Below are 21,678 nucleotides of genomic sequence, written 5' to 3' on the forward strand. Positions count from 1 at the left end.
TATAAATTTGGGGGATGCTTATGAAAGGTGAAATTTTATGTATAGGTACAGAATTATTGCTTGGAGATATAGTGAATACAAATGCTCAATTTCTATCTAGAGAATTGGCTTCATTAGGAGTAAATATCTACAATCAAACAGTAGTTGGAGATAATGCAACTAGATTAATGGATGCTTTAAATATAGCATTTTCTAGATCGAATATAGTATTTACCTCTGGAGGACTTGGACCTACAAAAGATGACTTAACAAAAGAAACTATAGCTAAGTTTTTTGATAGAAAGTTAGTTTATGATGAAATAGCATATAAAAATATAGAAAGAATAATGAAGAAAAAGAACATGGAAGTTAGTGAATCTAATAGAAAGCAAGCTTATATTCCAGAAGGTGCAATACCTTTATATAATGATAATGGAACAGCTCCAGGAGTTATAGTAAGTTCAGAGGATAAAACTATTGTTATGTTACCTGGACCACCTAAGGAATTAATACCTATGTTTAAAAACAAAGTAGTTCCGTATATAAAAAATAGAGTTAAAAATGTATTAGTTTCTAAAGAAATAAAAATATATGGTGTAGGAGAGTCTTTAGTAGCAGATAAAGTATATAATTTATTAGGCTCTGATAATCCTACAGTAGCTCCTTATGCAAAAGAAGATGGGGTTTTATTAAGAATAACTGCTAGTGGAAAAGATGAAAGTCATTGTAAAACATTGATAGATCCAGTTAAGGATGCAATAAGAGGCATCTTTAAAGAAAATATATATGGTGAAGATGATGATACTTTAGAAAAAGTAGTAGTGGAAAGATTGATAGATCTTAAAAAGACTATAGCAACGGCAGAATCTTGTACTGGAGGGCTTGTAGCAGCAACGCTAGTAAATTATCCAGGAGTTTCAGAAGTATTTATGCAAGGAGTAGTTAGTTATTCTAATGAGGCTAAAATGCAAAGATTAGGAGTAAAAAAAGAAACATTAGATAAGTTTGGTGCAGTAAGTAAAGAAGTAGCAATGGAAATGGCAGAAGGAATTGCAAAGACAGCAGGTACTAATATAGGGGTATCATCTACAGGGATTGCTGGACCAGGTGGAGGAAGTGAAGAGAAACCAGTAGGTTTAGTATACATCGGATTTTATATAGATGGAGATGTATCATATAAAGAATTAAAATTATCAGGTAATAGAGAAGCTGTAAGACATAAAGCGGTATTAGAGATATTAAATGAATTGAGATTAAAATTAAGAAAATATTAACAAAGTCAAAGTCAAGCAATGGTAAAATACTGTTGATTGACTTTTTTAATAGTGAAGCATATTTTTAACATAAATAGAAAAAATTATTATTTATAGTTGACTAAATGGTGAATCTTAAATATACTTTGATTATTGGAATAATATTTTGATATTCAAAACAAACTGGAACTAAATGAAAAAATATAATTATATAGGTGGTAACAATGGATAAGTCATTATCAGTGATAAATGAGGTATTAGTAGATATATTTAAAGATATTTTATATATTCAACATGATTATGTTGTGAATAAAGGCAAGATAAATGTAAAAAATTTATCATATACAGAGATGCATACAATATCAGCAATAGGTGAAAATAGTAGCAAATCTATGTCTGAAGTAGCAAAAGAGTTAGGTATAACAGTAGGAACTCTTACAATTGCAATTAATAACTTAGTTAAAAAAGGTTATGTAAGTAGAACAAGAGATGAATTAGATAGAAGGGTAGTTTTAATTACATTGACTGATAAAGGAAAAGAGGTTTGTAGAATTCATGATGAATTCCATACAGAGATGGTTAAAGCAACTATTGATGGTTTAACTAAAGAAGAAGAGGAATTTTTGGTTAAAGCCTTGTATAAGTTAGAGTACTTTTTAAAAGAGAAGGGTGAAGAAGTGGTAAATAAAAGGGGGTAGTTAAATGGGGAATATTAGAATAATAGGAACAGGTAGGTGTTTAGGAGAGAAAGTAGTAAGTAATGATGATATAGCTACAATTGTAGATACATCTGATCAGTGGATAACTAGTAGAACAGGAATTAAAGAGAGACGTATATCCATTAGTAAAAATACATCAGATTTAGCAACTGACGCAGCAATAAAAGCAATAAAAACTGCTGAAATAGATGTTTTAGATTTAGATTTAATTATTGTTGCCACAACTACGCCGGAATCTTTTACACCGTCTACTGCATGTTTAGTTCAAGCAAAACTTGGAGCTGAAAATGCTGTTGCTTTTGATATTTCTGCAGCATGTTCTGGATTTATATATTCAATAAATTGCGCGAGAAAGTTTTTAGATGGTATTAGATTCAAAAAAGCATTAGTTGTAGGAGCTGAAGTATTGTCTAGGATAGTAGACTGGAAAGATAGAAGTACTTGTGTGTTGTTTGGTGATGGAGCAGGTGCTGCAATACTAGAATATTCAGAAGAAGCAGGTGGTGTCATAGATGTATATATAGGCTCTAATGGTTCTAAGGGAAAATGTTTAAATACAGGTAGATTTAATATAGAAAATCCATTTGTAAAAAGTGATGATGTTGGGAACCATAAATTAAGTATGGCTGGAAAAGAGGTATTTAAGTTTGCTGTAAATATAATACCGTATAGTGTAAGTAAGGTGCTTGAGGAGAATTCTATATCATTAGATGAAATTAAATACATAGTTCCACATCAAGCTAATTATAGGATTGTAGAAAGTGCATCAAAGAGATTAAAGGTGCCAATGGACCGATTTTATATAAACTTAAACAAATATGGCAACACTTCTGCTGCAAGTATACCAATAGCATTAGATGAAATGAATGAAAAAGGTATGATAAATAAAGGGGATAAAATAATCTTAGTTGGATTTGGCGGAGGTCTAACTTGGGGAGCAATTTTATTACAGTGGTAAGGGAGAATAATAAATGAGAAAAAATATTTGTGAGATTATAGATATAAAATATCCTATTTTTCAAGGAGCTATGGCATGGATTGCTAATGCTAAATTGGCATCAGCAGTTTCTAATGCAGGAGGGTTAGGAATAATAGCAGGTGGTAATGCTCCAGTAGATATGATTAGAGCTGAGATTAGAAAAGCTAAAGAGCTTACTGATAAGCCATTTGGTGTTAATATAATGCTTTTGAGTGATAATGCAGAAGAATTGGCTAAGATAGTAGTAGAAGAAGGGGTAAAAGTAGTTACAACCGGGGCTGGGAATCCTGGTAAGTATATGGATATGTGGAAAGAAGCTGGCATTGTTGTAATTCCAGTTGTAGCATCCTGTGGATTAGCAAAGAGAATGGAAAAGGCAGGTGCAGATGCTGTAATTGCAGAGGGCTGTGAATCAGGAGGACATATAGGAAAGTTAACAACAATGGCATTATTACCACAAGTAATTGATGCTGTAAATATACCTGTTATAGGTGCTGGCGGTATCGGTGATGGAAGAGGTGTAGCTGCAGCTTTTGCATTAGGATGTTCTGGAATACAGGTAGGAACAAGATTTTTATCAGCAGAAGAATGTACAATACATGAAAATTATAAGAATTTAGTTTTAAATTCAAGAGATATCGATGTTGTTGTTACAGGTAGAAGCACTGGTCATCCTGTACAGGTAATAAAAAATAAGTTAACTAGAAAATTTGATATGTTAGAAAAAGATGGTGCAAGTAAAGAAGAGCTAGAAAGACTTGGAGCAGGAACATTACCTAAAGCCGTAATAGAAGGAAACTTAGATGATGGATCTTTTATGGCTGGACAGATTGCGGGGCTTATAAACAAAAAACAAACCTGTGAAGAAATAATAACAGAGATGTTTGAAGAATATAACAAAATAATAAGTGGGCTTAAGGAGATTTTGATATGAAGATAGCATTTTTATTTTCTGGCCAAGGGGCACAATATAAAGATATGGGTAGAGAACTTTATGACAATTATGAAGAGGCAAAAAATATCTTTAACAAGGCAAATGAAGTATTGGGAATAGATTTAAAGAAAATAATCTTTGAAAAAGAAGATGAATTAAATAAAACAGAAAATACCCAACCGGCAATACTAACAATGTCTATAGCAGCTTTAGAAGTATTAAGAAAACAAGGTATAGAAGCAGAAGCTGTAGCAGGATTATCACTTGGGGAGTATTCAGCACTTATTGCATCTGGTGCTTTAACTTTTGAAGAGGGTGTTGCGTTAGTAAGAAAAAGAGGAAAGTTTATGCAAGAAGCCGTACCAGAAGGTAGAGGAAGTATGGTTGCTGTAATTGGACTTAGCAAAGAAAAGTTACAAGAAGCTTGTAAGTATGGAAGTGACTTTGGTGTTGTTGAGATAGCTAATTACAATACTAAAGAGCAAATGGTTATAGGGGGAGAGGTAGAGGCTGTTACTAAGGCAGCAGAAAAGGTAAAAGAACTAGGTGCTAAAAGAGCTATTCCACTTACAGTATCTGGTCCATTTCATACATCATTATTGAAGCCAGCAGCGGAAAAATTGAGAAAAGAGTTGGAGAATGTAAACTTTTATGAAACAAAGATACCATTATTAACTAATGTAACAGGAAACTATGTAAAATGTATAGGTGAGGTTAAAGATTTATTAGAAGCTCAAGTTATGAGTTCAGTAAAATGGGTGGATATAATAGAAAGACTGGTTAATGATGGATTTGATACATTTATAGAGTTAGGACCAGGAAAAGTATTGAGTGGTTTTGTTAAGAAATTTGATAGAAAATTGGTTACTTTAAATGTAGAAGATATAAAGTCTTTGGAAAAGACCATTTCAACTATTAAAGGATAGGAGGCACGATATGTTAAAAGGTAAGGTTGCATTGATAACAGGAGCTACTAGAGGGATAGGAAAGGCTATTGCTTTAAAATTTGCTGAAAATGGAGCGGATATAGCTCTAAATTATAGAAGTGATAATGAAGCATTAAGAACTCTTGTTAGTGAGTTAGAGGATAAGGGTGTAAAAGTATTACCAGTTCAGGGGGATGTGTCTGTACTAGAAGATGCAAATAAGATAGTAAAAGAAGCTGTTGATGGGTTAGGAAAGCTTGATATAGTAGTTAACAATGCTGGAATAACTAAAGATGGGCTTATTGTAAGAATGAAAGAAGAAGATTTTGATGCTGTTATAGATACAAATTTAAAAGGCACATTTAATATGATGAAAGCTACTTCATCTATTATGATGAAACAAAGAAGTGGAAAAATAATTAATATTTCATCTGTTGTTGGATTAGTAGGAAATGCTGGTCAATCAAATTATTCTGCATCAAAAGCTGGAATAATAGGACTTACAAAGTCAATAGCTAGAGAGCTTGGTGGAAGAGGAATAAATGTAAATGCTATTGCACCAGGATTTATACAAACAGATATGACAGATGTATTGTCAGATAAAATTAAGGAATCTATGGAATCAACTATACCACTTAAAAGATTAGGTAATCCTGAGGATGTGGCTAATTTAGCATTATTCTTAGGAAGTAACTTATCAGACTATATCACAGGTCAAGTCATCGCAGTAGACGGTGGAATGACTATGAATTAAAAACTGGAGGGTTAGTATGGAAAGAAGAGTAGTTGTTACAGGATTAGGTGCTTTAACTCCATTAGGACTAAATGTAGAAGAAAGTTGGAATGGAATTAAAGAAGGTAAGGTAGGAATAGATAAAATTACTTTAATAGATGCTTCAGAACATAAAGCTAAAGTTGCAGGAGAGGTAAAAAACTTTAATGCAGAAGAATATTTAGGGAAAAAAGAAGCTAAAAGAATGGATAGATTTACTCAACTTGCAGTAGTAGCAGCAAGAGAGGCTGTAAAAGATTCTGGTATAGATTTAGAGAAGATTAATAAAGAAAGATTTGGTGTTATTGTAAGTTCTGGAATTGGTGGACTTGGCACAATAGAAGAGCAAGTAATAAATAAGCATGAAAAAGGTGTAGGAAGAGTATCACCTTTCTTTGTTCCGATGTCTATTGTAAATTTAGTTGCTGGGACTATAGCTATTGAATTTGGAGCTAAAGGAACTTGTACTAGTGTCGTTACTGCATGTGCTACAGGAACACAATGTATAGGAGAGGCATTTAGAAATATAAAATATGGATATTCAGATATAATAATAGCTGGTTCTAGTGAGGCACCAATAACTCCTATGGGGGTAGCTGGATTTGCATCTATGAAGGCATTAAGTAAAAGTGAAGATCCACTTAGAGCATCAATACCATTTGATAAGGAAAGACATGGATTTGTTATGGGTGAAGGTGCAGGAATGCTTATTTTAGAAGACATGGAATCTGCACTTAAAAGAGGAGCTAAAATTTATGCAGAAATTGTTGGCTATGGATCAACATGTGATGCTCATCATATTACAGCACCAGATCCATCAGCAGAAATGTCTGGAAGAGCTATAGAGTTAGCTATGGAAGAAGGAAATATAAAACCAGAAGAAGTTAGTTATATAAATGCTCATGGTACATCTACAGAATTAAATGATAAGACAGAAACAAGGGCTATAAAAAATGCATTAGGTGATTATGCATATAAGGTAGCAATAAGTTCTACTAAGTCAATGACAGGACATTTATTAGGTGCTGCAGGATCAGTAGAGGGGATATTTGCAATAAAGGCTATTGAAGATGACTTTATACCACCTACAATGGGATATAAAGTACCGGATGAAGAATGTGATTTAGATTATACACCTAATGTTGGTAGAAAAGCTGATGTACAGGTTGCATTATCTAGTTCATTAGGATTTGGAGGACATAATGCAGTAATTGCTTTTAGAAAATGGAGTGGGAGGTAATTAATATGGATAAACAACTAATTAATGACCTAATAACACTAATTGATAAATCATCTATAACATCATTTGAGTATGAGGAAAATGGAGTTGCTGTTAGGATAAAAAGAGAAAATAATGTAGTAAGTACAAATACAAACACAGATAAATTAGCATCTAACACCATGATAATTAATGAAGGAGAAGAGGCTACTACTAAAAGTGATGATGAATACAAAATAGTCAAATCTCCAATCGTGGGAACATTTTATGATAAGGCATCACCAGAGAAAGATAGTTTTGTAAAGGTTGGGCAAAAAGTATCAGTAGGAGATACACTTTGCATAATAGAAGCTATGAAGATAATGAATGAGATAAATTCTGATTTTAATGGAGAAGTAGTAGAAGTACTTTGTAATAATGAAGATATGGTTGAGTTTGGTCAGCCGTTATTTAAGATAAGGTAGGGAAGTTTATATGATAATGGATGTTAAACAAATACAAGAAATATTACCACATAGATATCCTTTTTTATTAGTGGATAGGGTATTAGAAATGGAAGAGGGGAAAAGAATAGTTGCATCAAAAGCTGTAACTATGAATGAATATTTCTTTCAAGGACATTTTCCACAAGAACCAGTAATGCCTGGGGTACTTATAATGGAGGCGTTAGCACAAACTGGTGCAATTGCTGTGTTGTCTATGGAACAGAATAAAGGTAAAATTGCATATTTCGGTGGTATGAATAAAGTTAAATTTAGAAATAAAGTTGTACCAGGCGATGTATTAACATTAGAGATGGAGATAATAAATCTAAAGAGTAGAGCTGGAGTAGGAAAAGGTACTGCTTATGTTGATGGTAAAAAGGTAGCAGAGGGAGAATTAACATTTATGATTGGGTAAGGAGAGGCTATTATGATAAAGAAAGTCTTAATTGCAAATCGTGGAGAAATTGCTGTTAGAGTTATACGTGCATGTAGAGAGATGGGAATAAAAACTGTAGCAGTTTATTCAGAAGCTGATAAAGATGCATTGCATACGCAACTAGCTGATGAAGCTGTTTGTATTGGACCGGCTAAATCTAAAGATTCATATTTAAATATGGGTAATATTATAAGTGCAGCAGTACTTACAGGGGCTCAAGCTATACATCCTGGGTTTGGTTTCTTATCTGAAAATGCAATGTTTGCCTCTATGTGTGAGGAATGTAATATTAAATTTATAGGTCCAGATGCCGAAACTATAGATATGATGGGAAATAAAGCAAAAGCTAGGGAGGTTATGATAAAAGCAGATGTTCCAGTGGTACCTGGATGCATTGGAACCATTGATAGCTTAGAAGAAGCGATAAGTGAAAGTAAGAAGATAGGTTATCCGCTTATGATAAAGGCAGCAGCTGGAGGTGGAGGCAAAGGAATAAGAATTGTGTATTCTAAAAACGAACTAGAAATGGCATATAGTGCAGCTAAAAGCGAAGCTAGGGCTAATTTTAATGATGACACAGTTTATATGGAAAAGTTTATAGAAGAGCCAAAACATATAGAAATACAAATATTAGCTGATAATTATGGAAATGTAGTGCACTTAGGGGAAAGAGATTGTTCACTTCAAAGAAGGAATCAAAAGGTTTTAGAAGAGGCACCATCATTAATTCTTACTGAAGAGTTAAGAAGAGTAATGGGAGAAAGTGCTGTTAGAGCAGCAAAAGCTGTTAATTACAAAGGGGTAGGAACAATTGAATTTTTAGTTGATAAACATAAAAATTTTTATTTTATGGAGATGAATACTAGAATACAAGTTGAACATCCAATAACAGAATTAGTAACAGGTATTGATTTAGTTAAAGAACAAATAAGAGTAGCAAATGGAAAAGAATTGTCTTTTAATCAAGAGGATATAAAAATTGAAGGGCATGCTATTGAATGTAGAATAAATGCAGAGAATCCTGATATGAATTTTGCACCATCACCAGGAAGAGTAGAGATACTTATTGTGCCTGGAGGAAATGGTGTAAGAGTGGATTCAGCGGTATATCAAGGTTATATAATACCTCCATATTATGATTCTATGATAAGTAAGCTTATAGTACATGGTAAAAGTAGAGAAGAGGCAATTTCAAAGATGAAAAGAGCTTTGTGTGAATATGAAATTAGAGGAATTGATACCAATATAGATTTTCAACTAAAGATACTTAATAATGAAAATTATATTAAAGGAAATTTTGATACAGGATTTATTCAAAAGGAGATATTGAAATAGTAGGTGGGAACTATGAATCTGTTTAAGAGAACTAAATACCTTACTGTTGGTAATGAGGAAAGTAAAGATGTAAATGCCAATGCTGAAGAAATCCCAACAATACCTGATGGTATGTGGATTAAATGTGATAAGTGTAACAAAATATTATACAACAAAGAAGTAGAAGAAAATCTTAAGGTTTGTCCTGAGTGTGGTGGATATTTTAGATTAAATGCAAAAGAAAGAATAGACATGATAGTTGATGATGGAACATTTAAGGAATTCAATGAAAATATGACGTCTAAAAATCCGTTAGATTATCCTGGCTATGAAGAAAAGATAAAAAAAATGCAAGAAAAAACAGGTTTATCTGAAGGCGTAGTGACAGGATATGGTGAAATAGAAAAAAAGCCATGTATAATAGCAGTTATGGATAGTAACTTTATGATGGGAAGTATGGGGAGTGTAGTTGGTGAAAAAATAACTTTTGCAGTAGAGAAAGCTACAAAAGAAAAGTTACCTATAATCATATTTACTTGTTCTGGTGGTGCTAGAATGCAAGAAGGTATGGTATCCCTAATGCAAATGGCGAAGGTTAGTGCAGCTTTAGGCAAGCATAGTGATGAAGGATTACTATATGTAACAGTATTAACAGATCCAACTACTGGTGGTGTAACAGCATCATTTGCTATGCTAGGAGATATAATATTAGCTGAACCGAAAGCATTAGTAGGCTTTGCAGGAAGAAGAGTTATAGAACAAACTATTAAGCAAGAGTTACCAGAGAATTTTCAAACATCAGAGTTTTTATTAGAGCATGGTTTTGTTGATAAAATAGTAGAAAGAAAAGATTTAAAACATACTTTGGCAACAATATTAAAAATACACAATGTAAAGGATGTGAAATAAGTGAGTAAATTAAATGCATGGGATAAGGTAGTGTTATCTAGGATGGTTGAGAGACCAACAACAATGGATTTGATAGAAAGAATATTCACAGACTTTATAGAGTTAAAAGGTGATAGAAATTTTAGAGATGATAAAGCGGTAGTTGGAGGAATTGGTTTTTTAGAGGAGATTCCGATAACTGTAATAGGTATACAAAAGGGAAAAAATTTAAAAGATAATATAGAGAGAAATTTTGGGGCTCCATATCCAGAAGGATATAGGAAAGCTTTAAGGCTTATGAAAAATGCAGAAAAGTTTAATAGACCTATAATAAATTTTATCAATACAGCAGGTGCTTTTTGTGGAGTTGGAGCAGAAGAAAGAGGTCAAGGAGAAGCAATAGCTAGAAATTTATTAGAAATGAGCAAATTAAAAACTCCTATAATATCAATTGTTATAGGTGAAGGTGGTAGTGGTGGAGCATTGGCATTAGCTGTTGCTGATAGGGTATGGATGCTAGAAAATGCAGTATACTCAATATTATCACCAGAAGGTTTTGCATCAATACTATGGAAAGATGGAACTAGAGCAAAGGAAGCTGCAGAATCAATGAAAATGACTGCAGATAGTTTATTTAAATTAGGAATTATAGATAAAATTATAAAAGAACCGAATGGCGGCGCCCATAAAGATGTAGATTTAGTAGCGCAAAGAATAAAAGATGAGTTATATAAGGAATTGAAAGAATTGATAAATATAGATAAGAGTAATCTTATTAGAGATAGATATGCAAAGTTTAGAAGCTTTGGAGAGTTTGATATATTATAAGGTTTTTAAAAGCTATCGTAAAAATAAGTGAAAACTTGTGAACGATAGCTTTTTTAGTGCACAGTTTTTAGTGCACTGGTCTAACGGATATTTCACCGGAGTAGATAGTTCTTTCTTTATTATCGGCGTCAATAACTAGTAAGCTGCCGTCGTCATTTATATTTTTGGCTAATACTTTTTCGTGAGAATTTTTATTTATTAAATAAATTTCTTTGCCTATTACGTTAGAGTAATTCCTGCATATTGAAAGGGCTTCTGTGATGTCATTATTTTTATATTTTTCATAGAGGTCTTCAAAATTATTAAGTATAGATGCAAGTAATAGTTGTCTTGAGATATTTTGACCACAGTGTATTTTTAATGATGTAGCTACGGTTTGTATGTCACTAGGATAGTCTTCTAAAGTTGTGTTTACATTTAAACCGATTCCTAGAACAACATAATTAACAGAGGAAAGTTCACAATTTAATTCTGTTAATATTCCACATACTTTTTTATTGTCTAAGTATATATCGTTAGGCCATTTTATAGTGGTATCTATATTGAAAGATTTTAAAGATTTATGAATTGCAGCAGCTGCTACAAATGTTAATATTCCTACACTATAAGGATCTACATTAGGTCTAAGAATTATTGAAAAAAAGAGTCCTTTACCAGAAGGAGATACCCAAGTTCTACCCATTCGTCCACGTCCACAAGTTTGAAGTTCAGAAATTATGGTAGTTCCCTCTGGATAGTTCTTTGATGCTAAATCTTTTGCTTTTGTTGAGGTAGAATCTATAGTAGAAAAATAGTTATAATTACGACCTATATATTTAGTTGTTAACGAATTGCAAATTTCACCATAAGTAATTACATCAGGACTAGATAATAATAGATAGCCTTTATTTGTGACAGAATCTATTTTATAGCCGTCTTCTTTAAGTGCCTTCATGTATTTCCAGATAGCTGATCTAGTTATATTTAATTCTTTAGATATCATTTCTCCAGATACATAGTCAAAATTATTTTTCTTAAGTAGTGATAGTATCTTATCTTTCATTGGCTGTTCCCCCAAATTAGAATATGTTATAAAAATATTATATAATAAAAAGTAGTTATGATATAATCAAAATGGTGATTTTATGAAAAAGGCTTTATTTATAACAGAAAAACCATCAGTGGCAATGGATTACGTGAAGTTGTTAAATGTGAAATCTACTCGAAGAGATGGATATATAGAAGGAGAAGATTCTGTATTTACATGGTGTGTTGGGCACTTAGTAACAATGTGTTATCCAGAAGCATATGATGCCAAATTAAAAACATGGAGTTTGAATACACTACCATTTATACCGGATACATATAAGTATGAAGTAATACCGGCAGTGAAAAAACAATTTGATATAGTAGCATCATTATTAAAACGTGATGATATAGATACAATATATGTATGTACGGATTCGGGGAGAGAAGGAGAATACATATATAGATTAGTGGATGAAATGGTAGGTGTAGAAGGTAAGAAAAAGAAAAGAGTTTGGATTGATTCTCAAACTGAAGAAGAGATAAAAAGGGGAATAAAAGAAGCTAAGGATTTACAGGAATATGACGCCTTATCAGATTCTGCTTACTTAAGAGCAAAAGAGGATTATCTGCAAGGAATTAATTTTTCTAGATTACTTACATTAATATATGGAGATGCGTTAGCACAAGTATTGAATGAAGACTTTACTGTAGTAGCAGTAGGTCGAGTAATGAGTTGCGTTTTAGGAATGATAGTTGATAGAGAAAGAGATATAAAGAACTTCGTAAAAGACTATTTTTATAAAATACAAGGTAGTTTTAAATTAAATGAAGAGGTTTTAAATACAGAGTGGAAAGTAACAGATGAATCTAGAGTTAAGGATTCACCAAAATTATATAGTGATTCTGGATTTAAAAAAAGGGAAGATGCAGAAGAATTTATAGATTCTATAGATGGAAAGTTTGCTGTTGTTAAATCAATAACTAAACATACAGAGAAGAAAAATGCACCGTTATTATTTAACTTAGCAGAAATTCAAAATCTTTGTTCTAAGAGACTTAAGATTCCACCAGAAGAAACATTAAGTATAGTTCAAGAACTTTATGAAAAAAAGTTAGTGACCTATCCTAGAACAGATGCTAGAGTTTTATCTACAGCAGTAGGAAAAGAAATAGGTAAGACTATAAGTAAATTAAGAAACTATCATAATGAAGATATAGCAGGTGCTGTAAAGAATATACTAGAAAATAAATCTTATCAAAATATAAATAAAACTAAATATGTAGACGATAAAAAGATTACAGACCACTATGCAATAATTCCTACAGGAGAAGGCTTAAATAATTTAAATGGACTTAAAGATAAATCATTTAAAGTATATGAATATATACTTAGAAGATTTTTAGCAATATTTTTAGAGCCGGCTAAGTTTTCAAAGGTAGCTGTAGAAGTAATATTAGATGGAGAGAGTTTTTTTGCTTCATCTAAAACCTTAGTAGATGAAGGATATATGAAAATATATACTGAAGATAAAACTAAGGAGAGAGAAGATAAGATATCTAAAGAATTAGTTGAAAAGTTGAAAAAGGGATCATTATTAAATCTAAATGAATTAACAATAAAAGAAGGTGAGACATCACCACCTAAGAGATATTCTTCAGGATCAATAATATTGGCTATGGAGAATGCAGGAAAACTTATAGAAGATGAAGAACTTAGGGAACATATAATTAATACAGGAATAGGTACTTCAGCTACTAGAGGAGAGATTATAAAAAAACTTAATAATATAGGATATATATCAACCAATAGTAAGACTCAAATTATATCGCCTACAACAAAAGGGGAACTTATATATGAAGTTATTAAAGATTCAGTACCATCATTACTAAATCCTACATTGACTGCATCTTGGGAAAAAGGATTGAAGCAGGTTTGTGATAAGGAAATAGCAAGTGATGTCTTTATGGAGAAATTAGAGAAATATATAAAATCTAATATATCTAAAGCTATGAGAAGAGGAAGACTTATAGAGAGTAAAAGCCTTTTTAAACAAGTAATTGAAGATAAAAAGTTGAAGGAACCAAGTGAAAGCAAAGTATTGGGTGTATGTCCAATTTGCAACAAGGGACTTGTTAGAAGAAACTCAAAAGGGTATAATTGTACTAATTTTAATAATGGATGTAGTTTTTTTGTAGGAGAAATTTGTGGAGTAAAGATAGGGGATAAAGAAATATATTCTTTAATAAGAAGTGGAAGAACTGAGGTAATTTCAGGATTTAAATCAAAAAGTGGTAATGAGTTTAAAGCAATGTTAGTTATCAAAGATAATAAGATATCATTAAAATTCTGTAATTAGGAGGGGATAATAGGATGAGTGAGAAATATAGGATGGATAGGATTCGTGAGCAGGAAAGACGTCGTCAACAACAGTCTAGAAATAATCAAAGAAGAAGTAGATCATATGATAGAGATATTGATCAAAGAAGATATGAACAAGACAGAATGAATGACAATTATAGCAGATATAGTAGAGAATATAATAGAGATAGAATAGATACAAGAAATAGATTTAATAATAGAAACGTAGTTGATGACAGAAGATACAGTCGTGAGTCAATAAATAATACATATTCTAGAGATAGAATGGATAGAACACCACAAAGAAGAAATGATGATTATAGATATCAAGAACGATCAAATATAGATTCAAATAGAAATTATGATAGAGAAAGAGAATATAGATTGGCAGAACGGGAAAGAATAGAAAGAGAGAAGGAAAGAGAAAGAATAGAAAGAATCAGACAGCAAGATAGAAACTACAATATAAATCAAAAAGAAAGACAAGAAAGAATACAACAGTTAGAGCAAATGAATGCGGCAAATGAAGAAAAAAAGGTTGAAAGTAGTAATATGGTAGACGTAGCAAAAAAGAAAAAGGATAAAGGTAAAATACTTATAACAATACTAAATATATTGTTAGGATTAGCAGCTATAGGGATAGCCGCGGTGGGATATATTTATGGAACTGGGGCAAAATCAAGAGTTCAAATATATCTTATAGCAGAAGCTATAATAGTGTTCTTATTTATAATTAATGGATTAAGAGCTATTATAAAAAATAAGAGAATTGTAGAAGGCATATTCTTATTATTAGGAGTATGTATAATGATAACATTTATGGTGTTAACAATAAAAAGAATATTTATATAAAAAGAGAGTGTATATTTTTAGCGATAGAAGTCTAATAATATACACTTTAATTTTAGTGTTTTTTTCTTTTATTTTCTTCAATAATACGAGTTAGTTTATTACGGAGTTTTAAAATAGAAACTTGTCCATATCCTTGGAGATATTTAGGCAAATCAATATTTTCTGAACAAAACTTTAGAATTGCATGGATATCTACAGGTTTTAGTTCAGGAACTATTTCTAAGATTATGGCACATATTCCGGCTATATATGCTGCAGATACAGAAGTGCCAGAATAAGTTATATATTGTTCTTGTAATTTTCTTGGATAAACTTTTAATCCATTTTTTATAGAGATATAGGATGTATCACAGTTAAGTGAGGTTATATTTGATGCAGCAGCAACAAAATTGGGCTTTATTTTTTTTGATACACTTCCACCAGATGAATATTTATATGGCTTTTTTTCATATTTAGAGCCTGTTATTCCACCGACAGTTATGCAATTATCTAGCAAGGCAAAACCAGATATTTTACCTTCAACATTACCATTATGTCCGGCAGAAACAATTATAGGTATATTTATATCGTTAAAAAATTGAAAATATTTATTAAATAAAGATAATAAGAATTTGTCATAAGAATTTAACTCACAAGGAAGAAGAATAATTTTTACTTCTAATTCAGGGTTATTTTTAATGTAATCAAGTCCTTGAAATAAATCAGAGCAATAACATTTACCTAATGAATCGAAAGCTTTGATCATTACAATAGTACTATCGATAGCTATACCTTTATACATGCCACTATTGGTAATGCCACTACCACATAAAACACCTGATACAAAAGTCCCATGTCCATTATTATCATAAGGTTCTGTAATTTCTGAATATAAGTCCACAAAGTCTTTAATTTTGTTAGTTGGTTTTTTTAAGTCAGCATGAGGATAAACACCACTATCTATTATTCCTATAGTGATATTTTTTCCTGTACCAGGAAGTTTTGCAGAAGAAGATATACCGTTAGACGATAATATATTTGAGCCGCATAAATAGCAATGTTTGTCTAAAGAAATATATTTAATATAAGGTAATTCTATCAAGCGACTCATATTTTTAGGAGAAACTTCAGCAGAAATTATTTTTATGAAGTTGTTACGATAGAATACAGTACATCCCATCGATCTAAGTTTCTTTTCAGCAGTTTCTCCTAAATTAGAAAATTCAATTAAGACTCTTAGATTTTTTATATAGGGTTCATTTATAGCATCTTTTAATTCACCTGATAGCTTGTTTTTAAGAAAAATCATTTAGACCCTCCTAAAGGTAGTACTATATTATGTATATTCTATAGTTGGTCTAAAATTTCATAAATTTAAATACTAAAATTCCAATTATCATAATAGCTACACCAGCAATGGTATGAAATGAAAATGGAATTTTTTCAGTACCAAACCATCCGAACCATTCCATAATAGCTGCACTTAGTAATTGAGCTATTAAAATTGTTGATATAGCAAAAGTTGTACCTATGGATGCAATTGAACCCATAACAGTATAAGTAATTATGACTCCAATAACACCACCTAAAAGATATATTTTATTAATATCTTTTACTTCACGAATGTTTCCTTTACCTAAAAAGAATAGTAAGATTAAAGCTAAAATAAATGCAGTACCTTGAACAATGGTATTAGCTTCGAAAGCTCCAACTTTTTCTTGAAGCCTAGTGTTAAAAACACCTTGAAAAGTCATAGCTAAACCAGCTATTATACTTAAAATTATGCCCATTAAATCACCTCGATAATATAATTCCCTAAAATATTAAAAATAATCCATCATGATATAGTGATAATTACATGTATAGAGTAGATTAGTTTTCTTAAGATGGTATAATCCTATTACAGAAATGAAATGAATGAATATAGCTTGGATTAAAATTATAGAAGTTGAGGGGATTGCTATGAGGGTACTATATTATTTTCCTTGAAGAGAGATGTAACCTTAAAGTGTTAAGTGTGAATTATTTTCTGTGTAAAAAAAGAGGAAATTGCTATAATGATACGGTTTCCTCTTTTCTAATGATTATTAAGATAAGTTATTTTTTGATTTTAAATTATACATGTCACAAATATCAGCAATAGAGATATTTAGTGATTTTCCAATAGTAAAGAAACTTTCTAATAATGTATAAAATTGATCTTCAGTTCTAAAGTTTATAAAATCATTTATATCTACATAAACATCAAGAAATTGATCATATATTGGAGCTGTAGACTCACTTATGCTAAAGTTCAAGTTATCTATTCCTATATCTAATCCAATGCTAAAAATAAAGTTTAGACAAGACAAATATTCATTTAAAATAGATGTATTACTTGTAAATTCATTTGATTTTATGAATTCACAGCAATTACTAAGTGTAGCCAAATTACCTAATGTTATTTGAAGTGCTAATACTTTTTTAGGAATATTTTTTTCAGAAATTTTAAATGTATCATCTACAGAATTGAATGTAGAATTTTTGTATAATGTAAAAATTTCATTTATATCCATGAAAATAAGTTCCTTTCTTCGCATTTGTATATTAATTATTATTTTAACAAATAAAAATAATTATGAAAGTGTTGAAAAGGCTTACACTAAAAAATTTTATATATAATTTAAAATTCCCTTAGATTATAAGTATGAACTACAGAATACTTTTTGTTTCCGACTATTTTCCAAAGTTCTACCTTTTCTATTTTTGCAAATGAATCGATGGATGTTTGAGAAAGATTAGATTTAGAACTAAAGTTTTTTGATAAGTTTTGTGATAAAGGTATAAATAATTCTTCAGTACTTTCTATATCTTTCACCTTAAAACCAGATAATTTTAAGTCTTCGTTCAAATTTCTTACTAATCCATTTATATAACCTCTTTCTTCTACACCAATATATTGATTCCTATTATTAGAGGAAAGGGTATATATTGTATCAAGGTGCACCTTAAATTTTTTATAAGGTCTTAATATTTTTGATATCAAATCATTTAATTTGTTGATATCTGGATCATCTATAGTTTCTAATACAATATGAAGTGGAATATGATGGATATTCTTATTTCGTTTTGAAATATGTCTATAATTAAAATCAATAAGTTTATTAGAATCATTATCAAATAAAGCAACTAAATTGTATTTCATAAGTTTCACCCTTATTTTCAAAATTTTATTAATTATATAATATCAGATAAAACATAACTAATGTATAGTTTTTAAATATTTAATTTTATAGATAAAAGTATAAGAAATAACAAAAAAGGAGCTTATGGAACAAAAAAATTGAAAAATGTAAATATTTTGATATAATTATTATATGTAATTGACGATAATAACAGGAATTATATAACACAAAAAATATAGTTAACTTTTAATAGAATAAATGATAGAATAAAAGGTGGTTATAAAAAAGGTTAAATTAAGAGGGTTAATATATAAACTATTTAAGGATGGATGAAGGGATGGAAAGATTACTCGTTAAAGGTGGAAATAAATTATTTGGTTCAGTAGAAATAACTGGAGCTAAGAATGCAGCTGTAGCAATATTACCTGCAGCGATATTAGCAAGTGACGGTGTTTGTGTAATAGATAATATTCCAGATATTGAAGATGTTCAATGTATGGAAAAGATAATGAGAAGTTTAGGTTGTGAAATACAAAGAAATAAAAATGAATTTGTTATAGATAGTAAATCAATTTATAGTACAGATGCAATGATTGAAGAAGTTAAGAATATGAGAGCATCATATTATTTAATCGGAGCATTATTAGGTAGATTTAAAAAAGCTAGAGTAGCACTTCCAGGTGGATGTCACATTGGAGTAAGACCAATTGATCAACATATAAAAGGCTTTGAAGCTTTAGGAGCTACTGTAGAAATAAATCATGGTTCAGTGTCTATACAAGCAGAGAAATTAGTAGGTACAAATATATTTTTTGATGTAGTTTCTGTAGGGGCTACTATAAATGTTATGATAGCAGCAGCGGTGGCAGAAGGTACTACTGTATTAGAAAATGTAGCAAGAGAACCACATGTAGTTGATGTAGCTAATTTCTTAAATACTATGGGTGCAAATATAAAAGGTGCGGGTACAGATGTAATTATTATAAAAGGTGTACCTAGCTTAACTGGATGTACGTACTCAGTTATCCCAGACCAAATAGAAGCGGCAACATTTATGATAGCAGCAGCTGCTTGTGGTGGGGAAGTAACTATAAAAAATGTTATACCAAAACATCTTGAATCTATAACAGCGAAATTAGTAGAGATGGGTGTTGAGGTGGCAGAAGGTGATGATTCTGTTACTGTTAAAAGAGAAGGAAAGTTAAGAGGAACCAATGTAAAAACATCACCATATCCAGGGTTCCCAACGGATGTACAACAACCAATGACTGTACTTATGTGCTTAGCAGAAGGAAGAAGTTTAGTAAATGAATCTATATGGGAATCAAGATTTAAACATGTAGATGAATTAAAGAAACTAGGAGCCAACATAAAAGTAGAAGGTAGAAGTGCTATAATTGAGGGCGTAAAGGAATTTAATGGTGCAGTAGTTAAAGCTACAGACCTTAGAGCAGGTGCTGCAATGGTTATTGCAGGATTAGTTGCTAAAGGAGAAACAGAAATATTCGCTATTGAACATATAGATAGAGGATATCCTCACATAGAAGATAAGTTTAGAAGTCTTGGTGGAGATGTTACTAGGATTTATAAATAGGTGATTTAAAATGAAATTTTGTTCGTTATATAGTGGTAGTTCAGGAAATAGTATATTTATAGCAGGAGATCAAGGCAAGATATTAATTGATGCAGGGATGCCAGGAAAATACATAGAGGCTTCCCTGAAAGAAATTGGGGAAAGTCCTAAATTTATAGATGGAATTTTTATTACTCATGAACATAGTGATCATATAAAAGGTGTAGGTGTATTAAGTAGAAAATACAATATACCAATATATGCAACTGAAAAAACTTGGCTTGAGATGGAAGGCAAAATTGGAAATATAAAAGAAGAAAATGTAAGAAGATTTAATGGGAACAGTATAGATATAAAAGATATAACAGTGAATAGGTTTTCAACACCTCATGATGCTATTGATTCTAGTGGATACACTGTGCAGCATAAAGATAAAAAATGTGCTGTAGTTACAGACATAGGACACTTCTCTTATGAAATAAAAGATGCAATAAGAAATAGTGATGTTATATTACTAGAGAGTAATCATGATGTTGAGATGGTAAAGTTTGGACCATACCCATATAACTTAAAAAGAAGAATTTTAAGTAGCGTTGGACATTTATCTAATGAAGATTGTGGTAAAGCGATAATTGATATTTTAGATGGAAAAGAAAAAACTATATTTTTAGGACATCTAAGTAATAATAATAATTATCCTGATTTAGCATATGAGACAGTAAAGTCTATATTGGTAGAAGCCAAAGTTGACTTAGAGAAAGAAGTAAAGCTATATTTAGCAAAGAGGGAAGGTCCAAGTGAAGTTATTGAAATTTAGTAAAGAGGGTTTTATTAAATGAGTATACTAAAGAAGAGCGCTAGGGTATTATGTTTAGCAATAATAGTATTTACTATTACAGCATGTACAAAAGAGCAAAGTAGGATAGATAATGATATAAATATCATAAAAGAAAATGCTGAAGCTGATATTATAGATATTAAGTTAAAGTTCAGAGATGAGAATAATAATTTAGCAGATGAAAAAAGAATAATAAATGAAGATGAAGTTTTAGTACGAAATATTTTAGATGAATTAATAAAGGGACCAGAAAGAGTTTCAAAGTTAAAACCAGTGTTGCCTACAGATATTAGGATTTCAGCAGTATCAATAAAAGATAAAATTGCACATATAACTTTTGATTTTGCAAATTCTAAACCTAATTTTACGGAAGATGATGAAGAAAAAGCTGTAGAATCTATAGTTTTAACATTGACGGAATTAGAATTTATTGATAAAGTGAAAATTAATGTAAGTCCTATAAATGATAAATTTATTTCATTTGTAGATATTACAAAACCACTATCAGTTGATGATTATACATCGTATAGTAAGAAATAGAGTGAAAAGCGGTAAGCTTAAATAAAGAGATATAAAAGGAGAAGAAGGATATGAGTTTATACAAGCAATGGACAGATATGGTAGTTGAATATGTAAAAGTAAATGGGGAAGCTAAGTTTTGGAAAGAATATAGTTCTGTAGAAGAAAAAATCTATGCTAAAATTCTAGGAGATAAAAAAACAAACTTAACTGGTAAAGTAGAAGAGTTAGCAAAAGAATATAACACAGATATATTATTCTTTATGGGATTCTTAGACGGATTAAGCGAATCTGTAGATGTAACTATGGATATAGAAAACATGGAAGCAGATACAGAATTAAATGTTAATATTGATTTAGAAAAGTTATACTTCAATATGTTAGATGCAAAAGCAGATTACTTATATAACTTACCACAATGGGATAGTATTTTCTCACCTGAAAAGAGAAAAGAAATCCATACAGAGTGGAAGAATGGAAAAACTGTAGTTAATGAAGTTAAGATTGGTAGAAATGACCCATGTCCATGTGGAAGTGGTAAGAAGTATAAAAAGTGCTGTGGAAAATAATATAGATATTAAAAATATATAAGGTTGTTACAATAACAATTAAATTTTGTTGTTGTAACAACCCTTTTTTGTGTATACAGGCACT

The 21,678-nt window shown here is 30.8% G+C and carries 23 protein-coding genes; 18 read left to right on the plus strand and 5 right to left on the minus strand.

The window, feature by feature from the left end:
• Positions 1 to 20 precede the first annotated feature (20 nt).
• The 12 genes from KQI30_RS05260 (at position 21) to KQI30_RS05315 (ending at position 10,732) form a co-directional block, all read left to right on the plus strand.
• Positions 21 to 1,253, plus strand: a complete 1,233-nt coding sequence (locus KQI30_RS05260) for a competence/damage-inducible protein A (RefSeq protein ID WP_216462192.1) — start codon at positions 21 to 23, stop codon at positions 1,251 to 1,253.
• Between the two features lie 203 nt (positions 1,254 to 1,456).
• Positions 1,457 to 1,930 (plus strand): MarR family winged helix-turn-helix transcriptional regulator, encoded by a 474-nt coding sequence (locus tag KQI30_RS05265; protein ID WP_216462193.1) that lies wholly within the window; start codon positions 1,457 to 1,459, stop codon positions 1,928 to 1,930.
• 4 nt (positions 1,931 to 1,934) lie between these two features.
• The gene (locus tag KQI30_RS05270; RefSeq protein WP_216462194.1) at positions 1,935 to 2,909 is read left to right on the plus strand and encodes a beta-ketoacyl-ACP synthase III; all 975 of its coding nucleotides are present in this window, start codon (positions 1,935 to 1,937) and stop codon (positions 2,907 to 2,909) included.
• A gap of 13 nt (positions 2,910 to 2,922) precedes the next feature.
• A complete protein-coding gene (fabK, locus tag KQI30_RS05275; RefSeq protein WP_216462195.1) occupies positions 2,923 to 3,864 on the plus strand; it encodes an enoyl-[acyl-carrier-protein] reductase FabK in 942 nt (313 codons plus the stop codon).
• On the plus strand, positions 3,861 to 4,790 hold the full coding sequence (gene fabD / locus KQI30_RS05280) for an ACP S-malonyltransferase (protein WP_216462197.1): 930 nt from the start codon (positions 3,861 to 3,863) through the stop codon (positions 4,788 to 4,790). The genes fabK and fabD overlap by 4 nt, the downstream gene beginning before the upstream one ends.
• Positions 4,791 to 4,800: 10 nt before the next feature.
• Positions 4,801 to 5,544 carry a 3-oxoacyl-[acyl-carrier-protein] reductase gene (gene fabG, locus KQI30_RS05285; RefSeq protein WP_216462199.1) on the plus strand — a complete coding sequence of 248 codons (744 nt, stop codon included), beginning with the start codon at positions 4,801 to 4,803 and terminating at the stop codon, positions 5,542 to 5,544.
• A 16-nt stretch (positions 5,545 to 5,560) separates the two neighbouring features.
• Positions 5,561 to 6,802 (plus strand): beta-ketoacyl-ACP synthase II, encoded by a 1,242-nt coding sequence (gene fabF / locus KQI30_RS05290; protein ID WP_216462201.1) that lies wholly within the window; start codon positions 5,561 to 5,563, stop codon positions 6,800 to 6,802.
• 5 nt (positions 6,803 to 6,807) lie between these two features.
• On the plus strand, positions 6,808 to 7,245 hold the full coding sequence (gene accB / locus KQI30_RS05295; RefSeq protein ID WP_216462202.1) for an acetyl-CoA carboxylase biotin carboxyl carrier protein: 438 nt from the start codon (positions 6,808 to 6,810) through the stop codon (positions 7,243 to 7,245).
• A gap of 16 nt (positions 7,246 to 7,261) precedes the next feature.
• Entirely contained in the window at positions 7,262 to 7,681 is a 420-nt protein-coding gene (gene fabZ, locus KQI30_RS05300; RefSeq protein ID WP_437177722.1) for a 3-hydroxyacyl-ACP dehydratase FabZ, read from the plus strand.
• A gap of 12 nt (positions 7,682 to 7,693) precedes the next feature.
• Entirely contained in the window at positions 7,694 to 9,037 is a 1,344-nt protein-coding gene (locus tag KQI30_RS05305; RefSeq protein ID WP_216462204.1) for an acetyl-CoA carboxylase biotin carboxylase subunit, read from the plus strand.
• 12 nt (positions 9,038 to 9,049) lie between these two features.
• Positions 9,050 to 9,925 (plus strand): acetyl-CoA carboxylase, carboxyltransferase subunit beta, encoded by an 876-nt coding sequence (gene accD / locus KQI30_RS05310; RefSeq protein WP_216462205.1) that lies wholly within the window; start codon positions 9,050 to 9,052, stop codon positions 9,923 to 9,925.
• Positions 9,926 to 10,732 carry an acetyl-CoA carboxylase carboxyltransferase subunit alpha gene (locus tag KQI30_RS05315; protein WP_294342010.1) on the plus strand — a complete coding sequence of 269 codons (807 nt, stop codon included), beginning with the start codon at positions 9,926 to 9,928 and terminating at the stop codon, positions 10,730 to 10,732.
• 67 nt (positions 10,733 to 10,799) lie between these two features.
• On the opposite strand, the gene KQI30_RS05320 is transcribed toward KQI30_RS05315, so the two are convergent.
• Entirely contained in the window at positions 10,800 to 11,774 is a 975-nt protein-coding gene (locus KQI30_RS05320; RefSeq protein ID WP_216462206.1) for a biotin--[acetyl-CoA-carboxylase] ligase, read from the minus strand.
• An 82-nt stretch (positions 11,775 to 11,856) separates the two neighbouring features.
• On the opposite strand from KQI30_RS05320, the gene topB reads away from it, so the two are divergent.
• Positions 11,857 to 14,097: a type IA DNA topoisomerase gene (gene topB, locus KQI30_RS05325; protein WP_216462207.1), complete on the plus strand. Its 2,241-nt coding sequence runs from the start codon at positions 11,857 to 11,859 to the stop codon at positions 14,095 to 14,097.
• Between the two features lie 14 nt (positions 14,098 to 14,111).
• Positions 14,112 to 14,951, plus strand: a complete 840-nt coding sequence (locus KQI30_RS05330; protein ID WP_216462208.1) for a hypothetical protein — start codon at positions 14,112 to 14,114, stop codon at positions 14,949 to 14,951.
• A 52-nt stretch (positions 14,952 to 15,003) separates the two neighbouring features.
• Here the strand turns inward: KQI30_RS05330 and KQI30_RS05335 are convergent, their stop codons facing one another.
• The 4 genes from KQI30_RS05335 to KQI30_RS05350 all read right to left on the minus strand — a co-directional run bounded on the left by KQI30_RS05335 (position 15,004) and on the right by KQI30_RS05350 (position 18,114).
• Positions 15,004 to 16,239, minus strand: coding sequence for a S8 family serine peptidase (locus KQI30_RS05335; RefSeq protein WP_216462210.1), 1,236 nt, complete (start codon positions 16,237 to 16,239; stop codon positions 15,004 to 15,006).
• A gap of 49 nt (positions 16,240 to 16,288) precedes the next feature.
• Positions 16,289 to 16,720 (minus strand): DMT family transporter, encoded by a 432-nt coding sequence (locus tag KQI30_RS05340; protein WP_216462212.1) that lies wholly within the window; start codon positions 16,718 to 16,720, stop codon positions 16,289 to 16,291.
• A 297-nt stretch (positions 16,721 to 17,017) separates the two neighbouring features.
• A complete protein-coding gene (locus KQI30_RS05345) occupies positions 17,018 to 17,485 on the minus strand; it encodes a dUTP diphosphatase (protein ID WP_216462214.1) in 468 nt (155 codons plus the stop codon).
• Positions 17,486 to 17,592: 107 nt separating this feature from the next.
• On the minus strand, positions 17,593 to 18,114 hold the full coding sequence (locus tag KQI30_RS05350; RefSeq protein WP_216462216.1) for a 2'-5' RNA ligase family protein: 522 nt from the start codon (positions 18,112 to 18,114) through the stop codon (positions 17,593 to 17,595).
• Positions 18,115 to 18,431: 317 nt separating this feature from the next.
• Here KQI30_RS05350 and KQI30_RS05355 point away from each other — a divergent pair, with 317 nt between their 5' ends.
• Genes KQI30_RS05355 through KQI30_RS05370 form a run of 4 tightly spaced genes read left to right on the plus strand, consistent with a single transcriptional unit; the run spans position 18,432 to position 21,593 of the window.
• A complete protein-coding gene (locus tag KQI30_RS05355; RefSeq protein WP_216462217.1) occupies positions 18,432 to 19,688 on the plus strand; it encodes a UDP-N-acetylglucosamine 1-carboxyvinyltransferase in 1,257 nt (418 codons plus the stop codon).
• Between the two features lie 10 nt (positions 19,689 to 19,698).
• Positions 19,699 to 20,484 carry an MBL fold metallo-hydrolase gene (locus KQI30_RS05360; protein ID WP_216462219.1) on the plus strand — a complete coding sequence of 262 codons (786 nt, stop codon included), beginning with the start codon at positions 19,699 to 19,701 and terminating at the stop codon, positions 20,482 to 20,484.
• An 18-nt stretch (positions 20,485 to 20,502) separates the two neighbouring features.
• Positions 20,503 to 21,045, plus strand: a complete 543-nt coding sequence (locus KQI30_RS05365; protein WP_216462221.1) for a GerMN domain-containing protein — start codon at positions 20,503 to 20,505, stop codon at positions 21,043 to 21,045.
• A 50-nt stretch (positions 21,046 to 21,095) separates the two neighbouring features.
• Positions 21,096 to 21,593 (plus strand): SEC-C metal-binding domain-containing protein, encoded by a 498-nt coding sequence (locus KQI30_RS05370; RefSeq protein WP_216462222.1) that lies wholly within the window; start codon positions 21,096 to 21,098, stop codon positions 21,591 to 21,593.
• Positions 21,594 to 21,678 lie beyond the last annotated feature (85 nt).

Origin of the sequence: Clostridium bornimense (assembly GCF_018917145.1) — a bacterium.
GTDB classification, from domain to species: domain Bacteria; phylum Bacillota; class Clostridia; order Clostridiales; family Clostridiaceae; genus Clostridium_AN; species Clostridium_AN bornimense_A.

Excerpts from the sequence above, each read along its gene's own strand:
- KQI30_RS05260 (WP_216462192.1), top strand. The coding sequence starts at position 21 with ATGAAAGGTGAAATTTTATGTATAGGTACAGAATTATTGCTTGGAGAT.
- KQI30_RS05265 (WP_216462193.1), top strand. The coding sequence starts at position 1,457 with ATGGATAAGTCATTATCAGTGATAAATGAGGTATTAGTAGATATATTT.
- KQI30_RS05270 (WP_216462194.1), top strand. The coding sequence starts at position 1,935 with ATGGGGAATATTAGAATAATAGGAACAGGTAGGTGTTTAGGAGAGAAA.
- fabK (WP_216462195.1), top strand. The coding sequence starts at position 2,923 with ATGAGAAAAAATATTTGTGAGATTATAGATATAAAATATCCTATTTTT.
- fabD (WP_216462197.1), top strand. The coding sequence starts at position 3,861 with ATGAAGATAGCATTTTTATTTTCTGGCCAAGGGGCACAATATAAAGAT.
- fabG (WP_216462199.1), top strand. The coding sequence starts at position 4,801 with ATGTTAAAAGGTAAGGTTGCATTGATAACAGGAGCTACTAGAGGGATA.
- fabF (WP_216462201.1), top strand. The coding sequence starts at position 5,561 with ATGGAAAGAAGAGTAGTTGTTACAGGATTAGGTGCTTTAACTCCATTA.
- accB (WP_216462202.1), top strand. The coding sequence starts at position 6,808 with ATGGATAAACAACTAATTAATGACCTAATAACACTAATTGATAAATCA.
- fabZ (WP_437177722.1), top strand. The coding sequence starts at position 7,262 with ATGGATGTTAAACAAATACAAGAAATATTACCACATAGATATCCTTTT.
- KQI30_RS05305 (WP_216462204.1), top strand. The coding sequence starts at position 7,694 with ATGATAAAGAAAGTCTTAATTGCAAATCGTGGAGAAATTGCTGTTAGA.
- accD (WP_216462205.1), top strand. The coding sequence starts at position 9,050 with ATGAATCTGTTTAAGAGAACTAAATACCTTACTGTTGGTAATGAGGAA.
- KQI30_RS05320 (WP_216462206.1), bottom strand. The coding sequence starts at position 11,774 with ATGAAAGATAAGATACTATCACTACTTAAGAAAAATAATTTTGACTAT.
- topB (WP_216462207.1), top strand. The coding sequence starts at position 11,857 with ATGAAAAAGGCTTTATTTATAACAGAAAAACCATCAGTGGCAATGGAT.
- KQI30_RS05330 (WP_216462208.1), top strand. The coding sequence starts at position 14,112 with ATGAGTGAGAAATATAGGATGGATAGGATTCGTGAGCAGGAAAGACGT.
- KQI30_RS05335 (WP_216462210.1), bottom strand. The coding sequence starts at position 16,239 with ATGATTTTTCTTAAAAACAAGCTATCAGGTGAATTAAAAGATGCTATA.
- KQI30_RS05340 (WP_216462212.1), bottom strand. The coding sequence starts at position 16,720 with ATGGGCATAATTTTAAGTATAATAGCTGGTTTAGCTATGACTTTTCAA.
- KQI30_RS05345 (WP_216462214.1), bottom strand. The coding sequence starts at position 17,485 with ATGGATATAAATGAAATTTTTACATTATACAAAAATTCTACATTCAAT.
- KQI30_RS05350 (WP_216462216.1), bottom strand. The coding sequence starts at position 18,114 with ATGAAATACAATTTAGTTGCTTTATTTGATAATGATTCTAATAAACTT.
- KQI30_RS05355 (WP_216462217.1), top strand. The coding sequence starts at position 18,432 with ATGGAAAGATTACTCGTTAAAGGTGGAAATAAATTATTTGGTTCAGTA.
- KQI30_RS05360 (WP_216462219.1), top strand. The coding sequence starts at position 19,699 with ATGAAATTTTGTTCGTTATATAGTGGTAGTTCAGGAAATAGTATATTT.
- KQI30_RS05365 (WP_216462221.1), top strand. The coding sequence starts at position 20,503 with ATGAGTATACTAAAGAAGAGCGCTAGGGTATTATGTTTAGCAATAATA.
- KQI30_RS05370 (WP_216462222.1), top strand. The coding sequence starts at position 21,096 with ATGAGTTTATACAAGCAATGGACAGATATGGTAGTTGAATATGTAAAA.